The following is a 19,145-nucleotide window of genomic DNA, read 5'->3' on the forward strand; positions in this document are numbered from 1 at the left end:
AAAACCTCCACTTCATCTAACAGGCTACTAAATATATCTTTCTTATTCTTTTTGACAAATCTAGCCCCAATAGCCAAGTTTAGAATTTCGTAAATGTCTTTCTAACAATAACTAGCTTTTCTATTAATCTTTATTAAACTTCACATAGTCCGGCACTTCCTCAATCACAGTTTTCACTGATTCTCTATCTTCTTTCTTTTCAACTGTAACTCTCATCACAAGCGGATCAATTGACCTGATAGGATTATGGAGTGTGAAAATGTTTAGAGTTCACTGAGTACAATCATAAACTAAAGAATCCCACATAACCCCATCAAACAACATCTGCCATTTCCATCCTAGCCTCATAATCATTCTACCCCGCTTCCTCCTGCAGTTCTTTCCTAATATACAAGGAACTATTTCCTCTACTTCCTTTTCATTGAAAGGGACTATGGCCAATTTATTTTTCATTTTTTCGTAGGCAATATTGAATCCCTAATCTCTCATGATTTAACCTGAGCTCCTTTCCGTAAAACCAAGCCTTCCATGCCATTTCATCATTTTCAAAAATCACCTTTTTATGCCTGGTATTAATAATTACCCTTCCCTTTTCCAACAGCCCATTTTTATCAACAATTAAATACTGCCCCTCTCCATCAATATGAAACCAGGTATTAAACACCTTTTCTATATTTCCTTCTTTTATGGTTTGATAGAGTTGCCAATTCCCAACAATTTTATTTTCAAAATCCTGAAAATCCGGAATCTCATCAATTTTCCTAAATTCGAGCTTTGTAGTTTTATTCCCGAATTCTATTCCTTTCAGAAACAAATAATCTTCAAAATAATTTACTTTCCAAGATTTATTGAACCACAACTGATCATTACTATTCATTTCCAATTTATTGGAACGTAGCGAATATAAACCACCAAAATCCCCTGTCACCCTGGAAACTGCAAAACTATTATCAGCATTAATTTGGAGGAAAATAGCACCATAAGTTCTAATAATACCATCTATCTTTGCTTCCTCTAATTGCCACAAACCCTCAATATCTTTCTTTGAAAAGGGATTACAGGTTGTTTGAAATAGGATAATTACCAACAGGGCAAACTTTAAAATATAGCTCTTCAATCTTTCAAAAATTTATAACTTTTCCTTTTGTCTTATTTAATCTTTCTCATCATTCGCGGAGAAGGCTGAAGCCTTCCCTTCTTCATTAAGCTTAAGCAAAAAAATACATTGAAACAGAAATTTTAACCTATTTTATCTTTTTTAGAAGGTATTGCCAAAAAGCAATAATTTCATTTTAATATTTATATTCTACAGCTTTAACATATTCAAATAAACACACCTTACTATTATTCCTATGGTTCATTTCCTTCCACTCCTGAGGCTTATATCAAACATTCTTACCCAAAGCCAATTACAATTAGTTAAAAAACTATGAAAACACAAACATCACCCAATTTGCAACAATTATTTTTCAAGTAAAAAATAATTTTATGATCACATTTTTAGGGTCAGAAAAATAAATAAAATTCATCAAAAAAATAATTAAAATAATTTTTTATTATTTTAACAATAATCACCCTTTCAATTAAAAGTAAAAAATCACATTATTTTTTTATCAAATACAAAATAAAAATCAAATTGTAAGTCTATTATTAATCGAAAACCCGCCCAGAAACTAAATTCCTAGAGGGCTTTTTTTCATTCCTTGTATTTTGATAGGAATTTTTCTTTACTAATCAGGGAAACTACACAAATTCGAATAAAACTCTCAAATAAGTTTTACCTCATATTCTAAAAACCTACCTCAAAATAAGTAAAACAGTCTTTAGCAGTGAATAAACTAAAAGTGAACTGATGATTTAACAATATCTCTCGACAAAGAGTAAGACCTATGCCCTGACCATTCATTTTTGTGCTAAAAAAAGGAGTAAAGAGCTTTTTAGCCACCTCATCTGAAATACCTGGCCCATTATCCCGAATCACTAATTGCCGTTTTTTGACATCCACTTTTATTTCAATTTCACCGACCTTTCTGGAAACCTGAATTTATTCCAGGGCATTTTTCACTCCATTGATCAACACTTGCTCGATTTGTTCCTGATCCATCATTAATAAAACAGGCTGATGGGCCTTTACCAAAGTTAATCCAACCCCCTTTTCTTCACATTGGGGAAGCATTATGCCATATACTTGCTCCACAACTTTGTTTAAATCAACTTCCTCAAAATAAGGAGGGGGTAGCCGAACCACATCTGCAAAATTTCTGGTAAAATTTGCCAAATTGTTATTTCGCTGCGTAGCCAACTGAATAGCTTCTAAGTAATCATTCTGTTCCTCCTTTCCCGAAGGCGCAAAAATTTTCAATGTTTCTAATAAAGAATTTACAGCCCCCATGGAATTATTTACCTCATGCGTCATCATCCGAATTACCTTTCCATAGGCTTGTTTTTCTGTAGCCATCAGCTCATGGCTTAAATCTTCCAGCAGCAAAAAAGATTGTTCAAACCCATTATGAACAAATGCTGAGCGGTGACATTTAAATTTTCGAGTTCCGTCCTTCTCAATGGTTTGCCTGCTGTTAGAAGAAACCTTAGCCAGTTTCTGCAGAAAACTATTTGGAAAACTTTCCAATTTTCTTCCCTCCAGTTGATCCAAAGAAAAGGGTAAAAAGGAAAGTGCTGCAGGATTAACAGTTAATATTTCCTGATCATAATTCAAAACAATTATGCCGGTAGGGGAAGCCTCTATCAAAAGTTGAAGAAAATAATTTTGTTCCCGAAGTGAAAGACGTTCGGATTTAAGATGATCAATCATTTGGTTATACACTTCAATTAATTCATCGGTATACTTTTGACCAACTTTCATATACTTTACTTGAAAATCCTGGTCACGAATAGCCTGAATCCCATCAGTAAGTAATTTTAGGGGCTCAAAAAATTTTTTAGCTAAATAGAATGTATAAAAAAGAGAAAGTAACACTAACAGCTCCACCCCCAAATACAAAATCCTATTTGTATCAAATAAGGGCCAGGCCAAAACCAATAGTGCCAAATGAATGAGAATAATCAATTGAATAAATCTAGTCTTCAACCCCATTGGTAATATTATATTTTTCCAACCTCCTATATAAAGCATTCCTACTGATCCCCAAAGCCCTGGCTGCAGGAGCCATTTTATACCTATGTTCTTTGAGGGCTTTCTTTATCATTTTAATCTCCAATTCTTCTAAAGTATATTGCCCTTCCAAAGGCAAATCTTCCTCTTTATTATCTCCATTTTGATTGAGACTATATCGTCTAAAATCAGCAACACCCAAGTCATCTTCAGGGCTCATCAGTACCGTACTTTCCACCAGATTTTTTAATTCCCTTATATTCCCATAAAAAGGCTGCTCTTTCAACCATTTTAATGCCTCCTGTTGAATTCGCAAGAGAGGCCGTTTATAGGTTATTTTCAACTTTTTCAGAAAATGATTAGCCAATAAAGGGATATCATTTTTGCGTTCCCGCAAAGCCGGAAGCTGAACGGTTATCAAATTAATTCTAAAGAAAAGATCTTCCCTAAACTCACCGGATTTCACCATTTCTTGTAAATTTCTATTGGTAGCTGACACCACTCGAACATCTACAGCACGACTTTCACTACTTCCCAACACCTCAAAACGACGATCTTGCAATACCCTCAGCATTTTTACTTGACTGGTAGGATCAAGCTCTCCCATTTCATCCAAAAATATAGATCCCCTGTTGGCTATTTCAAAGCGTCCCTTTCGGTCGGTATATGCTCCGGTATAAGCCCCTTTTTTATGTCCGAACATTTCGCTCTCAAAGAGTGACTGAGAAATCCCCCCCAAATTCACTTTAACAAATGGCCCTTTTTGTCGATGGCTATTCATATGAATGGCCTCAGCTATTAGTTCCTTACCTGTACCACTTTCCCCTAATATCAAAACAGGAGCATCCGTTTGGCAAACCCGGCCAACGGTTTCCAATACCCTAAGTAACTTTGGATCATTTCCAATTATATTTGAAAAATCATATTGTTTATCCAGTTTGCTGCGACTTACCGTTTCTGAATATTCATTTTTAGATAATTGGATTACCGTATTCACGGCCTGTAAAAGTTGTTGGTTGTCCCAAGGTTTATTAATAAAATCAACAGCCCCAGCCTTCATTCCTTCAATAGCCAAAGGCATATTTCCCCAACCCGTAATTAAAATAACGGGCAAAGCTGGCCATTTGGCTTTAATTTCCTGTAACGTCTTTATCCCCTCCTCTCCGGTAGTTTCTACAGTAAAATTCATATCCAAAAGTAACAGCTCAAAAGTCCGTTTTTGGAGTAATTCAAAAGCTTCCGTAGGGCCACCTGCTGTCATGGCCCGATGTCCATGCTGCTTTAATAAAAAAGCAATGGATTTTCTTACGACTAAATCGTCATCAACAATTAAAATCATGGATAGAATTAAATTATTTTGGGAAATACGAGATTACTATAGCAAATGTCAGACGTTGTAAATCATACTTTATAGAATTATTAAAATTAAATAAACCAGCCCCTTTTGCCCGTTCATTTTAATATCTGTTAATATCAAATTCTATGATTGATTTTTTAATTCTTTAGATAACAACCAGGATTTATCCATACATGAATATTTATTGATTTTCCCCTATGTCTCACACCTTTTCTCCTTTTAATACCTCCGATGGCTTTTTCTCCGTCGGAAATTCTGCATTTTTCATAACAAATATTGGTTTTTGAAGCGCTAAATTATTCGGATAAGTTACCATAAAGTGATCTTCAGTGATAATTAAAATCGAGAAAATCGTAATATCTTTTACACGGCCAGTAATCGTATTATCTCCATCCACGATTTTAATTCGGGAACCAATTCTTAAAGGATGATAAAAGAATAAAATTAGGGATGCAGTAATATTGCTTAATATAGACCAACTGGCAAACAAGGCTACTCCTGCTACCGTGAAAAAGGAAGCAAAGTAAATCGCTAAACTTTTGAATTGTACCTCCCAAATGATTGCCAACAGAATAGAAAAAAGTATAAACCAACTTATATTCAGTATCTTTTGGGTATGCAAGGCACGGGAAATAAACAGTTTTTTCCTACTAGAGTAATGAAGTAAAAATCTTTTAGTCAAAAACCTTTCTAGAAATAACAAAAAGATAATTCCAACAGTAAGTACTATTTTAATCTGAAAATGCTCCATTTCCTCCCTCCCAATTATATGTCTTTCAAATATCCTTCTAAATATAATGGCTTTTTGTACTTTCTCAAAGAAAGATTCTTCTTCCATTTTTAATTTAGCTCTGGCTTTATTCCAAGACGATTCATTTTTCTCTATTTCGTGTTATAGCCTTAAAAGATTGATAAAAACTATCAATGAAATCACTTCTGTTTTTAATCATTAGCTATACTTTTCCACTGATTTCTGTTTCCCAATCACAGGATGTCCAATCTTCACTTTCCAACAGCCCAAGACTTGACCAAAGACACCTTATCTACGGTGGAATCCACAACAATGCTCCTCTTTCTTATTATGATGAAAAGGGACAGCCTGCTGGGTTTATGATTGACCTACTAAATGCCCTGAGTAAAGAGCTAAAATTCACTATAGAGTACAAATTACAATCATGGCCGAAAACATTTTTAGAATTTAAAAACGAAGGGGCTTTTGACCTTGCTGAAATGTATTATTACCCTGGGCGTGAAAAATATGCAGACTTCAGTAATCGTCTTTTATACATTTACTTTAGAGTTGTTGTAAGAGGTGGTGCTCCCCCCATATTTAATCTAGAAAATTTATTAAATGAAAAGGAGGTTTTTATTTTGGGAGAATCGGCTATAGGGGAATACATGCAAAATACCTTTCCTTCTGCAAAATTATTTTATACCGATACAGAAGCTGAAGCTCTAGATGCTCTTGTACATGGAAAGCATGATGTCGCGGTGGTCCGGGAATTTGCTGCACAACGAATTGATACTGAGCCACAATTCAGTAACTTAAGAACTACAGGCCCTCCTCTCTGTTGCATTCCATTCGCCTTGGTCACTCATCCTCAGGACTCTCTTCTGATGACAGAAATAAGCCAAGGAATTGAAATTTTGAGAGCTAAAGGAATTTATTCAAAAATCTACAGCAAATGGTTTTCCATCTACGTTCCCCGGGACGTTAAAGAAAAAATCAAACAATTACGAAGGCAGCGGTGGACCATAGGGGGGATATTATTTACCTTATTACTGGCCACCTTTTGGATTTATTCCCTACGAAGAATAGTGCTCCAAAGAACCAGGGCCTTACAAATGGAATTGAGCATCCGTCAAAAAACTATGCAAAAAATAGGCAAAATCAACCAAGAACTAGACAAATTTGTATACAGCATCTCCCACGATATAAATGCTCCCATTGCTTCCGTTACCGGACTTATTAATTTGATGAAACATGAATCTACAGATAAACATTTGGATGAATATTTTCACAAAATTGATAAAAGCCTTAACTCCTTAAAAAGTTATATACACGACATCCTGGATTATTCGAGAAACAGCCGTATTAAACTTCAGTTTGATTTGGTAAATTTCCCAGAACTTCTTAACGAATGTATCGACTTATTACAATTCCTCCCTGGAACAGACAGGATAAGCATTGAAAAAGAAATCCGGGAAAGTGCTCCTTTTTACTCGGACAAATACCGTCTTAAAGTTATTCTCAACAACCTGATTTCAAACGCTATCAAATATGGCGATTTAAACAAAGAAAAACCTTTTATCAATATTAAAATTGATAGCAATGAGAAGACATGTACCATAAAAGTCAAGGACAATGGGATAGGGATTCCTAAGGACAGACAACAAAAGATCTTCGATATGTTTTATCGAGCCAGTGAAAAGTCTGAAGGTGCAGGAATAGGCCTTTACATTGTAAAAGAAGTATTAGTCAAATTAAAGGGAAGCATATTGGTGGAATCTGTTGAAAAAGAGGGGAGCTTGTTTACGGTAAAAATTCCAAATCAAAAATCAGGATTAAAGGAATATGAAGGGAAGGATGAAACTCAAGGAATATGAACTTTGCCCCATCCACGACCAAAAGTACTTTCCTTATAGGGGGCCTGAGTCATTGACTCCATATTTCCGCTGGTTTTCTAAAAACACTTATTTACCCTTTTTCTTCCCCTTCCTAATTCTCATCTTTTCAATATTGCTACCCATTCAAGGTGTTCGAGCCGCAAAATTCGAGACCCAAACTTCACCTAAACAAGACTCCTCTAAAAGATACCTGATTTTTGGAGGTGCTAATGATATGCTTCCCTTTACCCACCTGGATAAAAAAGGACATGCCCAGGGATTTTCCATTGATTTATTGAATGCCCTCGGGGAGGAATTGGGATTTGAATGTCGGTTTGTTTTGAAACAATGGCCATCCATATACCAAGAATTCAGGTATGATTCTGCATTTGATCTTTCGGAAATGTTTTACGATCAAAGCCGAACTAAATTTGCTTCTTACTGTGACCCTCACTTTTATGTACAGTACAGAGCGATAGTAAGAGAAGGCACCCGCCTAAATTCCATTGAAGAGCTTAACGAAAAGGAAGTCTTAGTACTGGCAAATTCCGTAATATTTAAATTTATGAAAAAGAAGTTCCCAGACACCCACCTTTTTGGTGCCAAAAGTGAAGTGGAGGCCCTTGAAAAATTGGCCAGCGGGAGTCACGATGCCGCCGTTGTAAGAGAAGTTTTTGCGCAGCGGATTACCTTCGAACCCGACTTTGAACATTTAAGAATTAGTGGAGCGCCCCTTGCTTCCCTGCCCTTTGGATTTGTCACTCACCCTAGCGACAGCCTCCTTCTGGATGAACTCAACCATGGCATGGAATCCCTCAGAGCCAAAGGAATCTATTCTGAAATATATGGCAAATGGTTTTCGGTATATGTACCACCTGCCGTGAGTAAAAAGGTTCAACAGCTGACTTTCTTAAGGTGGATTGCCGGGAGTATTCTAATTACTTTACTAATAGCTACAATATGGATTTTTACCTTAAGAGGAATTGTAAAACGACAAACACGGGTTTTACAAAAGGAATTAAATCGACGACAAAAGGCACTCCTTAAAGTTAAAAAAATCAATATGGAGTTAGATAAATTTGTCTACAGTATATCTCACGATATCAATGCCCCAATTGCCTCTGTCAGTGGCCTTGTTAACCTAATGCGGTATGAATCCAAAGACGATAGCATGGATCCTTATTACGAAAGAATTGATAAAAGCTTGATTGCTTTAAAACACTACATTAATGATATTTTAGACTTTTCCAGAAATACTCGATTAAAACTTCACTATGAACAGATCAATTTTAATGAGTTAATTGAAGAAAGCCTGGTTCCCTTAAAATTTCTTCCCGGTAGTGATAAAATAACCATCCATCAAGAAATCAAAGGAGACGAGGCCTTTTACAATGATAAATATCGTTTAAAAGTGATATTAAACAATTTATTATCCAATGCCATCAAGTATGCTGATTTTAGAAAAGAACATCCTTTTATTAATATCAAGATCACTACGACATCAAAGGATTGCTTCCTAGCTGTTGAAGACAATGGGAGAGGAATTCCTAGAAATCGACAAGATAGAATTTTTGACATGTTTTACAGAGCCAGTGAAGAATCTCAGGGTGCGGGAATAGGACTTTACATCGTCAAAGGGGTTCTTATCAAACTGAAAGGAAGCATCACTGTTGATTCTGACCCAGGAATGGGTAGCACTTTTACTGTCCAAATCCCCAACAAACAAGCTGCTTTTGAAGAAATTGAAAAGGAAGAAGAAGGAATTTGAATAATGAGTAAGAAACATAAGGAAAAGCGCTTGCTTCTGCACTTAATTAACCACTTTTTATAATGAAAACAGGATTTGGGGAGGTAATTATCACTTTTCCTTTCAGAATTAATTTTTCAGTGCTCATTATTCATTGTTTGGCTTTCCTGATTTTTTTCCAAAAGATTAATGTTATGGTAGAAAAATCCTTTTGAAATTACTTATGAAAGTCATTCTTGTTTTTGCACTTTCCTTATGCCTTATTGGGAATGCCCTTCCCCAAAATATGAATTCCACAGATTCCATCGAAAAAAGGGAGCCTAACAGACATTTAGTATTTGGAGGTATCGTTAACCACCCCCCATTTTCCTATTTAGATCAAGATGGAAATCCACGAGGCTTTGTTCCTGATCTTTTAAATGCCCTTGGAGAAGAATTAGGATTTACTATTGACTTTGTCATACAGGAATGGCCAAAAACCCATTATGAATTTAAAAGAGATTCAGCTTTTGATCTTATTGAATTATACTTTTCTCCCAAAAGAGAAAATTATGCCGTTTTCAGTGAACCCTTACTATACATCAACTACAGAATTGTAATACGAAAAAACTCCTCCACTTTAAGTAACCTAGATCAACTCAACAATAAGGAAATCCTGGTTATGGAACACACTGCTGTTTTCTATGATCTAAGAAGAAATTTTAAAAAGGCAAAAATCTTTACCTGTTCCGGAGAATTAAAAGCACTTCAGTTACTAGCCAGTGGAAAGCATGATGTAGCCATCGTTAAAGAATTTACAGCTCAACGGATCCCATTTGAACCTGATTTGCAAAACCTAAGAATAACGGGCCCTCCTATTTTTCCTATTCCTTTTAATTTGGCAGCACATGCATGGAATCCCAGCCTTATCCAGGAAATTAATGAAGGAATTGAAACCCTTAGAGAAAAAGGTATCTATTCAAAGATCTATTCCAAATGGCTTTCGGTTTTTGTTCCCCTAGAAGCAAGGGCAAAGATCAAACAAATTAACCTTCTTAGAATAGGTCTAGGGGCCATACTTCTAACCCTTCTAATTGCCACTTTCTGGATATTAACTTTAAGAAAAATGGTGAAAGGACAAACTAAAGCCCTAAAATTGGAATTGGTCCAGCGAAAACAAACCATGAATATATTAACTTCCACCAATAAAAAGCTAAAACAAACCAATAAGGAACTGGATAAATTCGTCTACAGTATTTCCCATGACATAAATGCCCCCATCGCATCCATTACCGGCCTGGTGCAACTGATGAAATACGAATCCGTACCAAAACCCTTACAGGAATATTTCCCAAAAATTGACAAAAGCCTAAATTCCCTAAAAACTTATATTCACGAAATTTTGGACTTCTCTCGAAATACTCGAATTAAATTAAGTTACCAACAGATCAATTTTCAGGAGTTGCTGCGAGAAACCCTGGACCTTTTGCAATTTATCCCTGAAAGGGGAAAAATAAGTATTAACCAAGAAATACAGGAAGAATATGCCTTTTTTTCTGATAATTATCGTCTAAAAGTATTACTCAATAATTTGCTTTCAAATGCCCTCAAATATGCAGACTCTGAGAAAGAAAAATCCTATATCAAAATAAAGATCAATACATATCCCGAAAATTGTCTGATTTGTATTAAAGATAATGGTATTGGTATTCCCAAAGATCGACAGGAAAAAATCTTTGAGATGTTTTACCGAGCCAGTGAAACATCTCAGGGAGCAGGAATTGGTTTATATATTGTCCGAGAAGTATTGCTAAAACTAAAGGGCACCATAGAAGTTACCTCCAAAGAAGGGGAAGGAAGTACATTTATCCTAAAAATTCCAAATAAAAAATCTGCTTATGAAGAAGAGGAAATGGAGGAAGAGGGAATTTAAAAAATGAAAAATTAATAATAAATAATGAATAATTCCCCACCGGACAATGACAACCTGGTCTTCCCGGTAGGAAATTTTAATAACTAAATCCTTTAATTCTTAATTATTCATTACAATTACTGTTCATGCAGAGCCAAAGAAGGTTCCATATCAGCAGCCAGTTTACTTGGGTAAAGGGCGCAAAAAGTTGCAATTCCAAAAATTAAGATCAGAGCAATTAAAATAGCTAAGGCATAGATCCCGGCCCTTATTTCAAATAAGCCCAGGAGAGGAAACTGAATAGCAAAAAACAATCCTACAATAATAGCAAATAAAGTGATCACCAACACTTCCCCAACAAACTGCTTTCTTACCAGGTTAGCTGGGGCCCCCAATGCTCTTCGCAAACCAATTTCCCCTTTACGTTTATTGATGTTATACCACAAAACTCCAAATAATCCCAGTGCTACGTTCAAAATCAGGAAAACAGCAACCACAAAGAAAATGATTAATGGTGCCTCTAACTTTCGCTCAGCCTCTATTTTCATATCCGCCAATTCCTGCATGTCAAAGCGCCAATCTGGTGCTATTCCTTCCAATTCCTCCAACAATTCTCGTTCTTCCCCTTTACTTGTACCTTCCTGCAAACGAATAAGAACATCTCCGGAGAACCAATTTAGATCCGTGGTATCATTTTCATCTATCATTTCAAAAAGACTAACAGCATCCGGGAAAAAACTGGATTTATAACGGTATTTATCCACTACCCCCACCACTTTCATATCTCGCACAATATTCTCTCCAATAAGATTGGGAACTCCAATTTCATCAGCCAATTTTTTGTTGACGACCACTAACCTTTCCTCTGGATTTGTATTTACTTTGGGAAAAGTCTCCCCTTCCAGGAAAGGGATTTGCATCACATCGAAGAATTCTCGCTCTACTGCGAAAAAATTAAACTCAACCCGTCTTAAAGAATCTTCTTCCACAGAGAACCATCCATTATCGGTAAAAGGGCTATTAGAAGAAACCATACTAGAAAACAGAACCTTTGGGTTATCCTTTAACCTTTGTTTTATTAATTGAAATTTTTCCTTTAATTCAGAATATTCAATTTGTCCTCGTCTCATACTTAACATTCGTACCTGATCATATTCAAATCCTAAAGGTTTTCGATAATGGTCTAGGTTTTCAAATATCAAAGTAGAAATACCAAACAGTACCAAAAAAGAAATAAAAACCTCGGTCATCAAAAGAAAATTCTTCTTCCTTCGATTCCACATCAATTGTACTATATGTCGTATCATTGGGCTTCTGCTTTTAATGAGTGAGCAATTTGGAGCTTGGCCATTCGAAGAGCGGGATAGACTCCAGAGAATAATCCAAATAAAATGATTAATACTAAAGCCTTCACAAAAAGACTCAGATGAATGGTTAAATTAATATTAGCCATATAGGAAGATTGATTTAGCAAATAAAGACATAAGAGGGCTAACACTAAGCCTAATATTCCCCCCAATAAGGTTACCACCAAATTTTCTATAACAAATTGAACAATCAGCACTTTTGTGGATGCTCCATAGGCCTTTCGAACCCCAATTTCTGAAGCACGCTCCATAATTCTGCTGATATTAATATTGATTAAGTTTACAGCTGGAAGACTAACAAACATTAAAGTGAGTAATCCCATAACCAAATAAAGATAGAGGCTAGAGTTTTCATTGTCTTCAAAAAGGTCCCTTGCAAAATCTTCTGTATTTAACAAAGCCTCGGATTTAAATATTTCTGCCCATTCCAAGTCTTCTGGTGGCATTGGAACTGTGGAAACAATTTGCTGAAACTCCTCTTTTCCCGTGGCGACCATATCTACTGATGGCATTTGAAGCAAAGCCACCGCACCTCCCATATGCCGTTTTGACTTAGCCGATGAAGAAGTTGTATAAGGCAAATAAATATCAGCGGTCGAATATTGACGGGAAAAATTCCCATCCTGAACCACTCCTACTACCGTATAGTTCTGACTTGCCAGTTTTACTGTTTTTCCCAAACAATCAGTCGTACCAAAAAATCCAAGAGCCGTTTTCTCGTTTATTACAGCCAGTCTTTCTCCAAATTCAACTTCTTTCGGCAGAAAAGGCCTTCCTTTTAGGAAATTAAAATGTAAAATCTCCCAGAAAATATGATCTGTATAGATTGTAGCAAGCTGAAGTCGCCGATCTCCTGAAAAAGCTGAATAGGGAAAGGAAATGGAAGAAATTCCAATTTGTTCAGGGGTTTTCATTTTACGAAAATATTCATTAATCAAATAGTAGGAAGGATGTGTTCTACTTCGGGAATTTCCCTCCTCATTTTCTAGATCAATCAAACTAACAATTAGAGTCCGGTTGAAATCTTTTTCCACTCCATAATTTCCATAGGAATTATCCCAAAGGGAAACCACCACTAAAAGCACCATTAGGGTAAAACTTATCCCGAACAAACTCACGAAAGTAAAGAACTTGTTTCTCAACAATACTTTCCAGGCAATTTTCAAGTAATTAATTAACATACTTCCTCCTTACTATTTTGGTGAACAGCAACTGTTTGCCCATCAAATAACCGTATCAACCTATCAGTCCCGTGAGCCATCTGCTCATCATGCGTTACCATCACAATGGTGGCACCCTCCTTATTCAAATTTTGTAAAAGGTTCATGATCTCATTTCCCATCACACTATCAAGATTTCCAGTAGGCTCATCCGCCAAAATCAATTCTGGTTCGCAAATAATGGAACGAGCAATAGCAACCCGCTGTCTTTGTCCACCAGACAATTGAGAGGGGTAATGCGTTGTACGATGACTCAAGCCCACTTTCTCCAAGGCAGCTAAAGCCTTAGTTCTTCTATCCCTTGCTGTAGATTTTCGATACAAAAGGGGAAGTTCCACATTATCGATTACTGATAAATCATTGATCAAATGAAAGCTTTGAAAAATAAAACCCAATTTTTGATTCCGAAAGGCAGCAAGCTGAGTATCATTATAATTTGACAGATCAGTTCCACCGATCAACACCTTTCCACTAGTTGGTTTGTCTAATAGCCCCATCATATTAAGAAGGGTACTTTTTCCACATCCTGAAGGTCCCATTATGGATACAAATTCTCCCTTTTTAATGTGAAGATTTATTTCATTTAAGGCGACGGTTTCAATTGTTTTAGTTTGAAACACTTTGTTGAGATTGATTAATTTAATCATGGTTTATTCAGTAAATTTTAAGATTTTTAATTATTACTAAGAGAAAAATCCTTTCCATTTATTGCCTCAAATTGGCCACTAAATATTTCTCTGTTATACTTCCCTACTTGATCCAATCCAATCAAAAACGAAATCAATCATTTCAAGAAGGCGATTGGAATTCATTTTCTGGTCATTAAACCAATGGTCGCAATTTGGGTATACCTTGTAAGTTAAATTCGTTTTATTGTTTCTTAGGAATTCTAATTTCACATAATCAAGGCCTGCAATAGGAGTATTCTGGTCCTGTCCTCCGGAAATTAAAAGGATAGGAATGTCAAGGCTCAGCATATTTTCCAAAGGGATATCTTTACAAAAACTTGCCCATCTCTTATAAGTATGCCCTAACCAGAAATTATCCGTTGAAAGAGGGTTTTTATAAATATCATCAAATACAGCATACAAACTATCCACATTTTGCTGGGCTTCAACAGCACTTATGAGACCTTTTTGTCCCTTTAACCGGTTTTCCGTTATAAAGTCATTAAATTGATTTAGTCCCCCTCCCACTATATTCACTATCTTTTTCACTTTTTTATTGATTAAGGCTAGCTTGGGAACAACATGCCCGCCCTCCGAATACCCAATGGCTATCACTTCATTATCTTTTACAACTAACTCCTGGGTTAAATAATCAATAATTTTTGAAGTGGTATTTACACGCCAATCCAGACTTAAATGTTTTGTGTATGCTTTGGATGGAGGATAATTTCTTTTAAATTCTTGCTGGGATTCTGCTTTTAAACTATCTAAAAAAGGAACTCCCGGTTTGCTAATTAAAACCACATGGTATTTCTCTGAAATCGCTTTGTATCGAAATGGATTACTACTAAAAATAAATGAGGTTCCATCTGATTTTTTAACTTTAGAGTAGATTGGTAAATGTCCCGAACCATCCAATAAAACCAATAATGGTTTACTTTCTTCAATTTTATTCTTAGAAACATAAAAATTTATAGTGCCCAACATTGAATCCTCCAAGGAAAATGCTTGAAACCCAAATTCCTTAGGTGTCTTGAGCTGAGCCCACAAATTTCCAGTCAATATTCCAGTTATAAAAAGAGCAATAAACCTTTTTTTCATGCTAAAAAACATTAATAATGTTCGAAAATAGAATGCAATAAATTATAGTTTTTAAGTAGGCATTAAGGCCTGTATAATTTTTATCTCCTAATTTGCAGTTAAGTAGACAATGTCCCTTTGTGCCATAAAATCATATAATGTCAAAAAGCGAATTGTATAATAAGCCTCCCAAAAATCGCTTATTGCTGCAATATAATCTACCCTTGCCCTATCCTTTTCATTCAAAGCGATAATAAAATCGGTAATGGTCAGGCGCCCCATGGAAAATTGCTCCATTGCAATGTTATATCTTTGGTTGGCTAATTCATCCGCCTTTTGGGTATACCCAAACTGTTGGACCAACACTTTAAATTGATCCACCTGCGTCAAAACTCCCTGTTGAAAATCCAATTGTTGTTGCTCTACATCATATGCCACCATAGCTCTTTTTGCCAAGGCTGTTTGTCGCCTGGCTTTTGCCCTTCCCCAATCCATTATTGGAAAATTAAAGCTTAAGCGAACTGCCTGCTGATCAATTGGATTTTTATAGGCTTCAGACAGGCCATTAGCTTGATTATTATAACCAAGGCGGGTCTCCAGATTTGCAGAAAACCCGGTATTTCCCTTGGCCTGTGCTACCTCATCCTCCGCTTCAAGCATTTGTCTACGAAAACTCAAAAATTCTTTACGGTTCACTTCCGCTTTTTCCAAGGCTATTTGGGCATCTACTTTCATGAAAGGAATATCTTCTGGGAGCTTTAACCGGAAATCCTCTGTCCCTTTGTCGTTTAAGTAACTTTTTAATTGTCGAATTGCCTCCCTCTGCCTTAAACTAGCCTGGGCCGATTGCTTTTGAGCATTAACAACAGCTAATTCCAATTGCATCAAATCAGATTTACTACTTTTCCCCAAGTTGAAACGGGTTTGGGCAATCAACAATAACTTTTCATTATTTTCCTGATTTTTGGCTGCCATTTCCTTGGCTATTTGGGCCTGTAAAGCTTGGAAGTACAAGCGATTTACCTCTACCGCCACCCTTTCAAGGGTTTCAGAATATTTCTTCTTAGCCTCTTCCAACCTTAAAGGCTCAATTTTTTTGTCCCATTTCAAGGGGTTATATTGGAAGAAAGGCTGATTCCACCCCAGTACCATAGGGGCAGTATTATAAGAATAATTTTTATCCTGAATATCATCAAACCTATTTAAGGCAGATGATAAGGTAATCGTTCCTCCTGTAAATGAAAGGGGTTGACTTAAGGCCAATTGCATGGAACTATTCATTATTCTGACCGGCTCCCAGGAAATCTTTCCATCTGGTTGAGTTACCTGTGTATAAGCGGAAGTGTAATCTGGAAACACCCCATTTAGTGCCAATTGAGGTCGAAGATTAGCTTTAAAACTATGGAAGGCCCATTGACTATTCTCCCATTCCTTTTCCGCAATAAGGGCCTTAAATGACTGTTGCTGAGCCATTAAAATCACCTCCTCCAATCCAACCTCCCGCTGTTGGGCAAAAATCGAAGTACCTATTCCTACTATGCTGAGGATTATCCCTAATAATCTTTTCATACCTCAATCCTTTATTTTTAATGATGGAAGATGCCTATAAGTATTCATATTGGTAATGATTATTTCGTCCCCTTCCACTAACCCAGCAGTAATCTCCACTTGCTCAAAATTACTGAGCCCTACACTAACGTTCCGCCTATTAGCTACACTTCCTTCCAGTGTAAAAACTTCCTGCTTTTTCCTTCCCGTAAATGCCCCTTCATTTTGTACAAAGAGCACATCCTTTTTACTAGCCGTCACCAAATAAAGATCTACCGCCATTTGAGGACGTAGCTCCTGGTGGGTTTTAGTAGCAAGACTTACATAGAATGTCACAATCCCATTGACGGCTGAAGGTTGAATATCTGAAACCTTACCTTCCAACATATCTTTATTGGCTTTAACTCGAACCGGCATTCCTATTTCCAATTTGGTGGCATAATCATCTACAATACTGCCCTTAATTTTATAAGATGTTAAATCTGCTACCTTAGCAATCTCCTCTCCTTCCTGCAAAGTAGCCCCAATTTGTTCCACCTGCCAGGTGACCACCCCCTTCAATTGAGACCGGGCATTGGCAGCATCCAGCTTTTGTTCCTGCTCACGAATGGATTTTTGTTGCATATTCATACTCAACTCTAATTCCCTCAATTGAGCCTCCATGGATTTCCCCATTGACAAAATGGTATTGTTAATTTGCTGTAATTCGATCTCTCCCACTTCTAAATCCATGGTTGCTTGTTCTATTTCTTCTGCCGTTCCCCCACCTACTTCATGCAGTTTTACCATATTTTCCTTTGCTGCTTTCAAGCTTTGAATTTTCAACTCCTGAACTTTTTTATTCACCTTTAAATCATATATCTGCTTTTCAAGGGTCAGCCGTTGTTTCTGATATTGGGCTTCTTTTAGCTGAAGCTCGTCCTTTAGTTTTTCCAGATTTAAAGCCGCAAAATCCGTATTCAAATTTAAAATAGCCTCACCAGGCTCAACAGTAGCCCCTACAGTCTTAAGAATTTGTTTTAAATCTGCTCGGAAAGGAGCAGTGATCACTTGTTCAACCCCGGGGACCACTTTCCCCGTTGCATTTATAGTAGATTCAAAATTCCCCCGCTGTACTTTGGCAACCATTATCCTTTCCCGTGACAAACTGGGAGCAATCAAGCCCCTGAAAAACCAAACTATAATGATCAACCCTAATAAAGCCGCTGTTATATAAATGTAGCGTTTTTGTTTTTGCTTTTTAATTGCATCGTCTGAAATGGCTCTATCCATAATTTATAATTTTATCTTTGGCACATCGATTGCAAAAGCTGGGACATAAAACATAAATAAATGATTATCAATCATTTACATAAAACACCATTAAAAACGAACATCCTAATATGGAACAAAATGTTCGCTTTTAGGGCAGATTCAGAAATGGAATAGATTAAAGAAGGAGTGTTTAAAAGAGCAAAAGCGTTAACTTTGAATGGACCTTAAAAATGAGACAAAACAAAAAAGGTTTAAACCTATAAGAGACTTAAACCTTTTAAAATAAATTAGTGGGTAAAATCACATCCTTAAATAAGGTAACTTTCTTGAGGCTTTTCTCATCATAGCATTGATCACCGTATTGGTATCACTTCCCAAACTTCTCGACAAATTCTTCTCGTATTTCCATAACAGCTCCCCAGACTCTCCATCATTTATATGAATGGTGATTTTTCCCGAATTGGTGGATCCATAAAAACCAAACACCATACCTAAGGCCATGGATGCCCCTTCCGACATGGGTTTATCAGTGTTCATGGTACCTGAAATTACTCCATCTACCCCCAGAATTTCAGCAAGTTCCTCGGGAGTATAATTTTCAATATTGTCTTGGGTAATTTCATTTTTTCCTAAAAGTGCATTTGTTTTCTGGATATCCTGAAAAGATACCGTAAATGGGTTTTTACTTTTTTTCTTTAAAAAATAACTGTGAACCGCACTTTGAATAGCCTTCCCCTCTATCTTTTGCATTTCCTCGTACTGCTCCGGAGTATATTTTTTCATTTGATTTGGCCTCAATTTTACCGTAGCCTTAAAAGGAATGATAGCCAACACCTTGTGATCTTGAGCCAAAGAAATAAAATCAGGATGAGTATAAATTGACCTAGTTTGGGCGAATAATTGAAAACTTAGCCCTAATAATATAGTACATAGAATTAATGTAAATCTTGCTTTCATAGTTGACGTATTTTGTAATGTTTTAAAGTATAAAAAATTAATGATAGATATATAATTAAGTTTAAAGCATTAAAATATCACTGTTATATTTCCCTATCAGTAACCCCACCAATTTTCCACAATGAATATAAAATCCAACACGATTTGCCCCCCTTATTCTACAGTCAAATATTATTCCAAAAATATTTATCCTTTAAAAAATAAAATATGATTGACATAAAATAAAGGGAGAGTTAATAGTTTCTTCATTAAAAAATCATACTTAACCGAAGAGTAATTTAATAATTATAAGTTATATATAAACACAACAATGTAACAAAAAAGTATAATAATTTCT

15 protein-coding genes are annotated in these 19,145 nt (G+C 36.1%); 3 read left to right on the forward strand and 12 right to left on the reverse strand.

Annotated features, from left to right (window positions below; genetic code table 11):
• Positions 1 to 442: 442 nt before the first annotated feature.
• From E1171_RS20770 to E1171_RS20790, 5 genes are all read right to left on the reverse strand, one after another.
• On the reverse strand, positions 443 to 1,117 hold the full coding sequence (locus tag E1171_RS20770) for a hypothetical protein (RefSeq protein WP_155207990.1): 675 nt from the start codon (positions 1,115 to 1,117) through the stop codon (positions 443 to 445).
• A gap of 672 nt (positions 1,118 to 1,789) precedes the next feature.
• On the reverse strand, positions 1,790 to 2,044 hold the full coding sequence (locus tag E1171_RS20775; protein WP_343031501.1) for an ATP-binding protein: 255 nt from the start codon (positions 2,042 to 2,044) through the stop codon (positions 1,790 to 1,792).
• On the reverse strand, positions 2,045 to 3,094 hold the full coding sequence (locus tag E1171_RS20780; protein WP_187696570.1) for a sensor histidine kinase: 1,050 nt from the start codon (positions 3,092 to 3,094) through the stop codon (positions 2,045 to 2,047).
• A complete protein-coding gene (locus E1171_RS20785) occupies positions 3,078 to 4,451 on the reverse strand; it encodes a sigma-54-dependent transcriptional regulator (protein ID WP_155207993.1) in 1,374 nt (457 codons plus the stop codon). Before E1171_RS20785 ends, E1171_RS20780 begins: the two co-directional genes overlap by 17 nt.
• Before the next feature lie 220 nt (positions 4,452 to 4,671).
• Positions 4,672 to 5,307, reverse strand: a complete 636-nt coding sequence (locus E1171_RS20790; RefSeq protein WP_155207994.1) for a mechanosensitive ion channel family protein — start codon at positions 5,305 to 5,307, stop codon at positions 4,672 to 4,674.
• An 86-nt stretch (positions 5,308 to 5,393) separates the two neighbouring features.
• Between E1171_RS20790 and E1171_RS20795 the strand changes: the two genes are divergently transcribed.
• The 3 genes from E1171_RS20795 to E1171_RS20805 all read left to right on the forward strand — a co-directional run bounded on the left by E1171_RS20795 (position 5,394) and on the right by E1171_RS20805 (position 10,735).
• Positions 5,394 to 7,076 (forward strand): ATP-binding protein, encoded by a 1,683-nt coding sequence (locus E1171_RS20795; RefSeq protein WP_155207995.1) that lies wholly within the window; start codon positions 5,394 to 5,396, stop codon positions 7,074 to 7,076.
• Positions 7,045 to 8,844 carry an ATP-binding protein gene (locus tag E1171_RS20800; protein ID WP_155207996.1) on the forward strand — a complete coding sequence of 600 codons (1,800 nt, stop codon included), beginning with the start codon at positions 7,045 to 7,047 and terminating at the stop codon, positions 8,842 to 8,844. The genes E1171_RS20795 and E1171_RS20800 overlap by 32 nt, the downstream gene beginning before the upstream one ends.
• Positions 8,845 to 9,046: 202 nt before the next feature.
• Entirely contained in the window at positions 9,047 to 10,735 is a 1,689-nt protein-coding gene (locus E1171_RS20805; RefSeq protein WP_155207997.1) for an ATP-binding protein, read from the forward strand.
• 116 nt (positions 10,736 to 10,851) lie between these two features.
• On the opposite strand, the gene E1171_RS20810 is transcribed toward E1171_RS20805, so the two are convergent.
• From E1171_RS20810 to E1171_RS20840, 7 genes are all read right to left on the reverse strand, one after another.
• Positions 10,852 to 12,021: an ABC transporter permease gene (locus E1171_RS20810; protein WP_155207998.1), complete on the reverse strand. Its 1,170-nt coding sequence runs from the start codon at positions 12,019 to 12,021 to the stop codon at positions 10,852 to 10,854.
• Positions 12,018 to 13,262, reverse strand: coding sequence for an ABC transporter permease (locus E1171_RS20815; protein WP_155207999.1), 1,245 nt, complete (start codon positions 13,260 to 13,262; stop codon positions 12,018 to 12,020). Before E1171_RS20815 ends, E1171_RS20810 begins: the two co-directional genes overlap by 4 nt.
• Entirely contained in the window at positions 13,256 to 13,948 is a 693-nt protein-coding gene (locus E1171_RS20820; protein ID WP_155208000.1) for an ABC transporter ATP-binding protein, read from the reverse strand. The genes E1171_RS20815 and E1171_RS20820 overlap by 7 nt, the downstream gene beginning before the upstream one ends.
• Before the next feature lie 93 nt (positions 13,949 to 14,041).
• The gene (locus E1171_RS20825) at positions 14,042 to 15,070 is read right to left on the reverse strand and encodes an alpha/beta hydrolase family protein (RefSeq protein ID WP_187696572.1); all 1,029 of its coding nucleotides are present in this window, start codon (positions 15,068 to 15,070) and stop codon (positions 14,042 to 14,044) included.
• An 87-nt stretch (positions 15,071 to 15,157) separates the two neighbouring features.
• Positions 15,158 to 16,618 carry a TolC family protein gene (locus E1171_RS20830; RefSeq protein ID WP_155208002.1) on the reverse strand — a complete coding sequence of 487 codons (1,461 nt, stop codon included), beginning with the start codon at positions 16,616 to 16,618 and terminating at the stop codon, positions 15,158 to 15,160.
• Between the two features lie 3 nt (positions 16,619 to 16,621).
• Complete coding sequence (locus E1171_RS20835) at positions 16,622 to 17,869, reverse strand: efflux RND transporter periplasmic adaptor subunit (protein ID WP_155208003.1); 1,248 nt, start codon at positions 17,867 to 17,869, stop codon at positions 16,622 to 16,624.
• Between the two features lie 282 nt (positions 17,870 to 18,151).
• Entirely contained in the window at positions 18,152 to 18,808 is a 657-nt protein-coding gene (locus tag E1171_RS20840; protein ID WP_155208004.1) for a hypothetical protein, read from the reverse strand.
• Positions 18,809 to 19,145: the final 337 nt, after the last annotated feature.

This window comes from Xanthovirga aplysinae (assembly GCF_009711365.1).
Lineage (GTDB): Bacteria > Bacteroidota > Bacteroidia > Cytophagales > Cyclobacteriaceae > Xanthovirga > Xanthovirga aplysinae.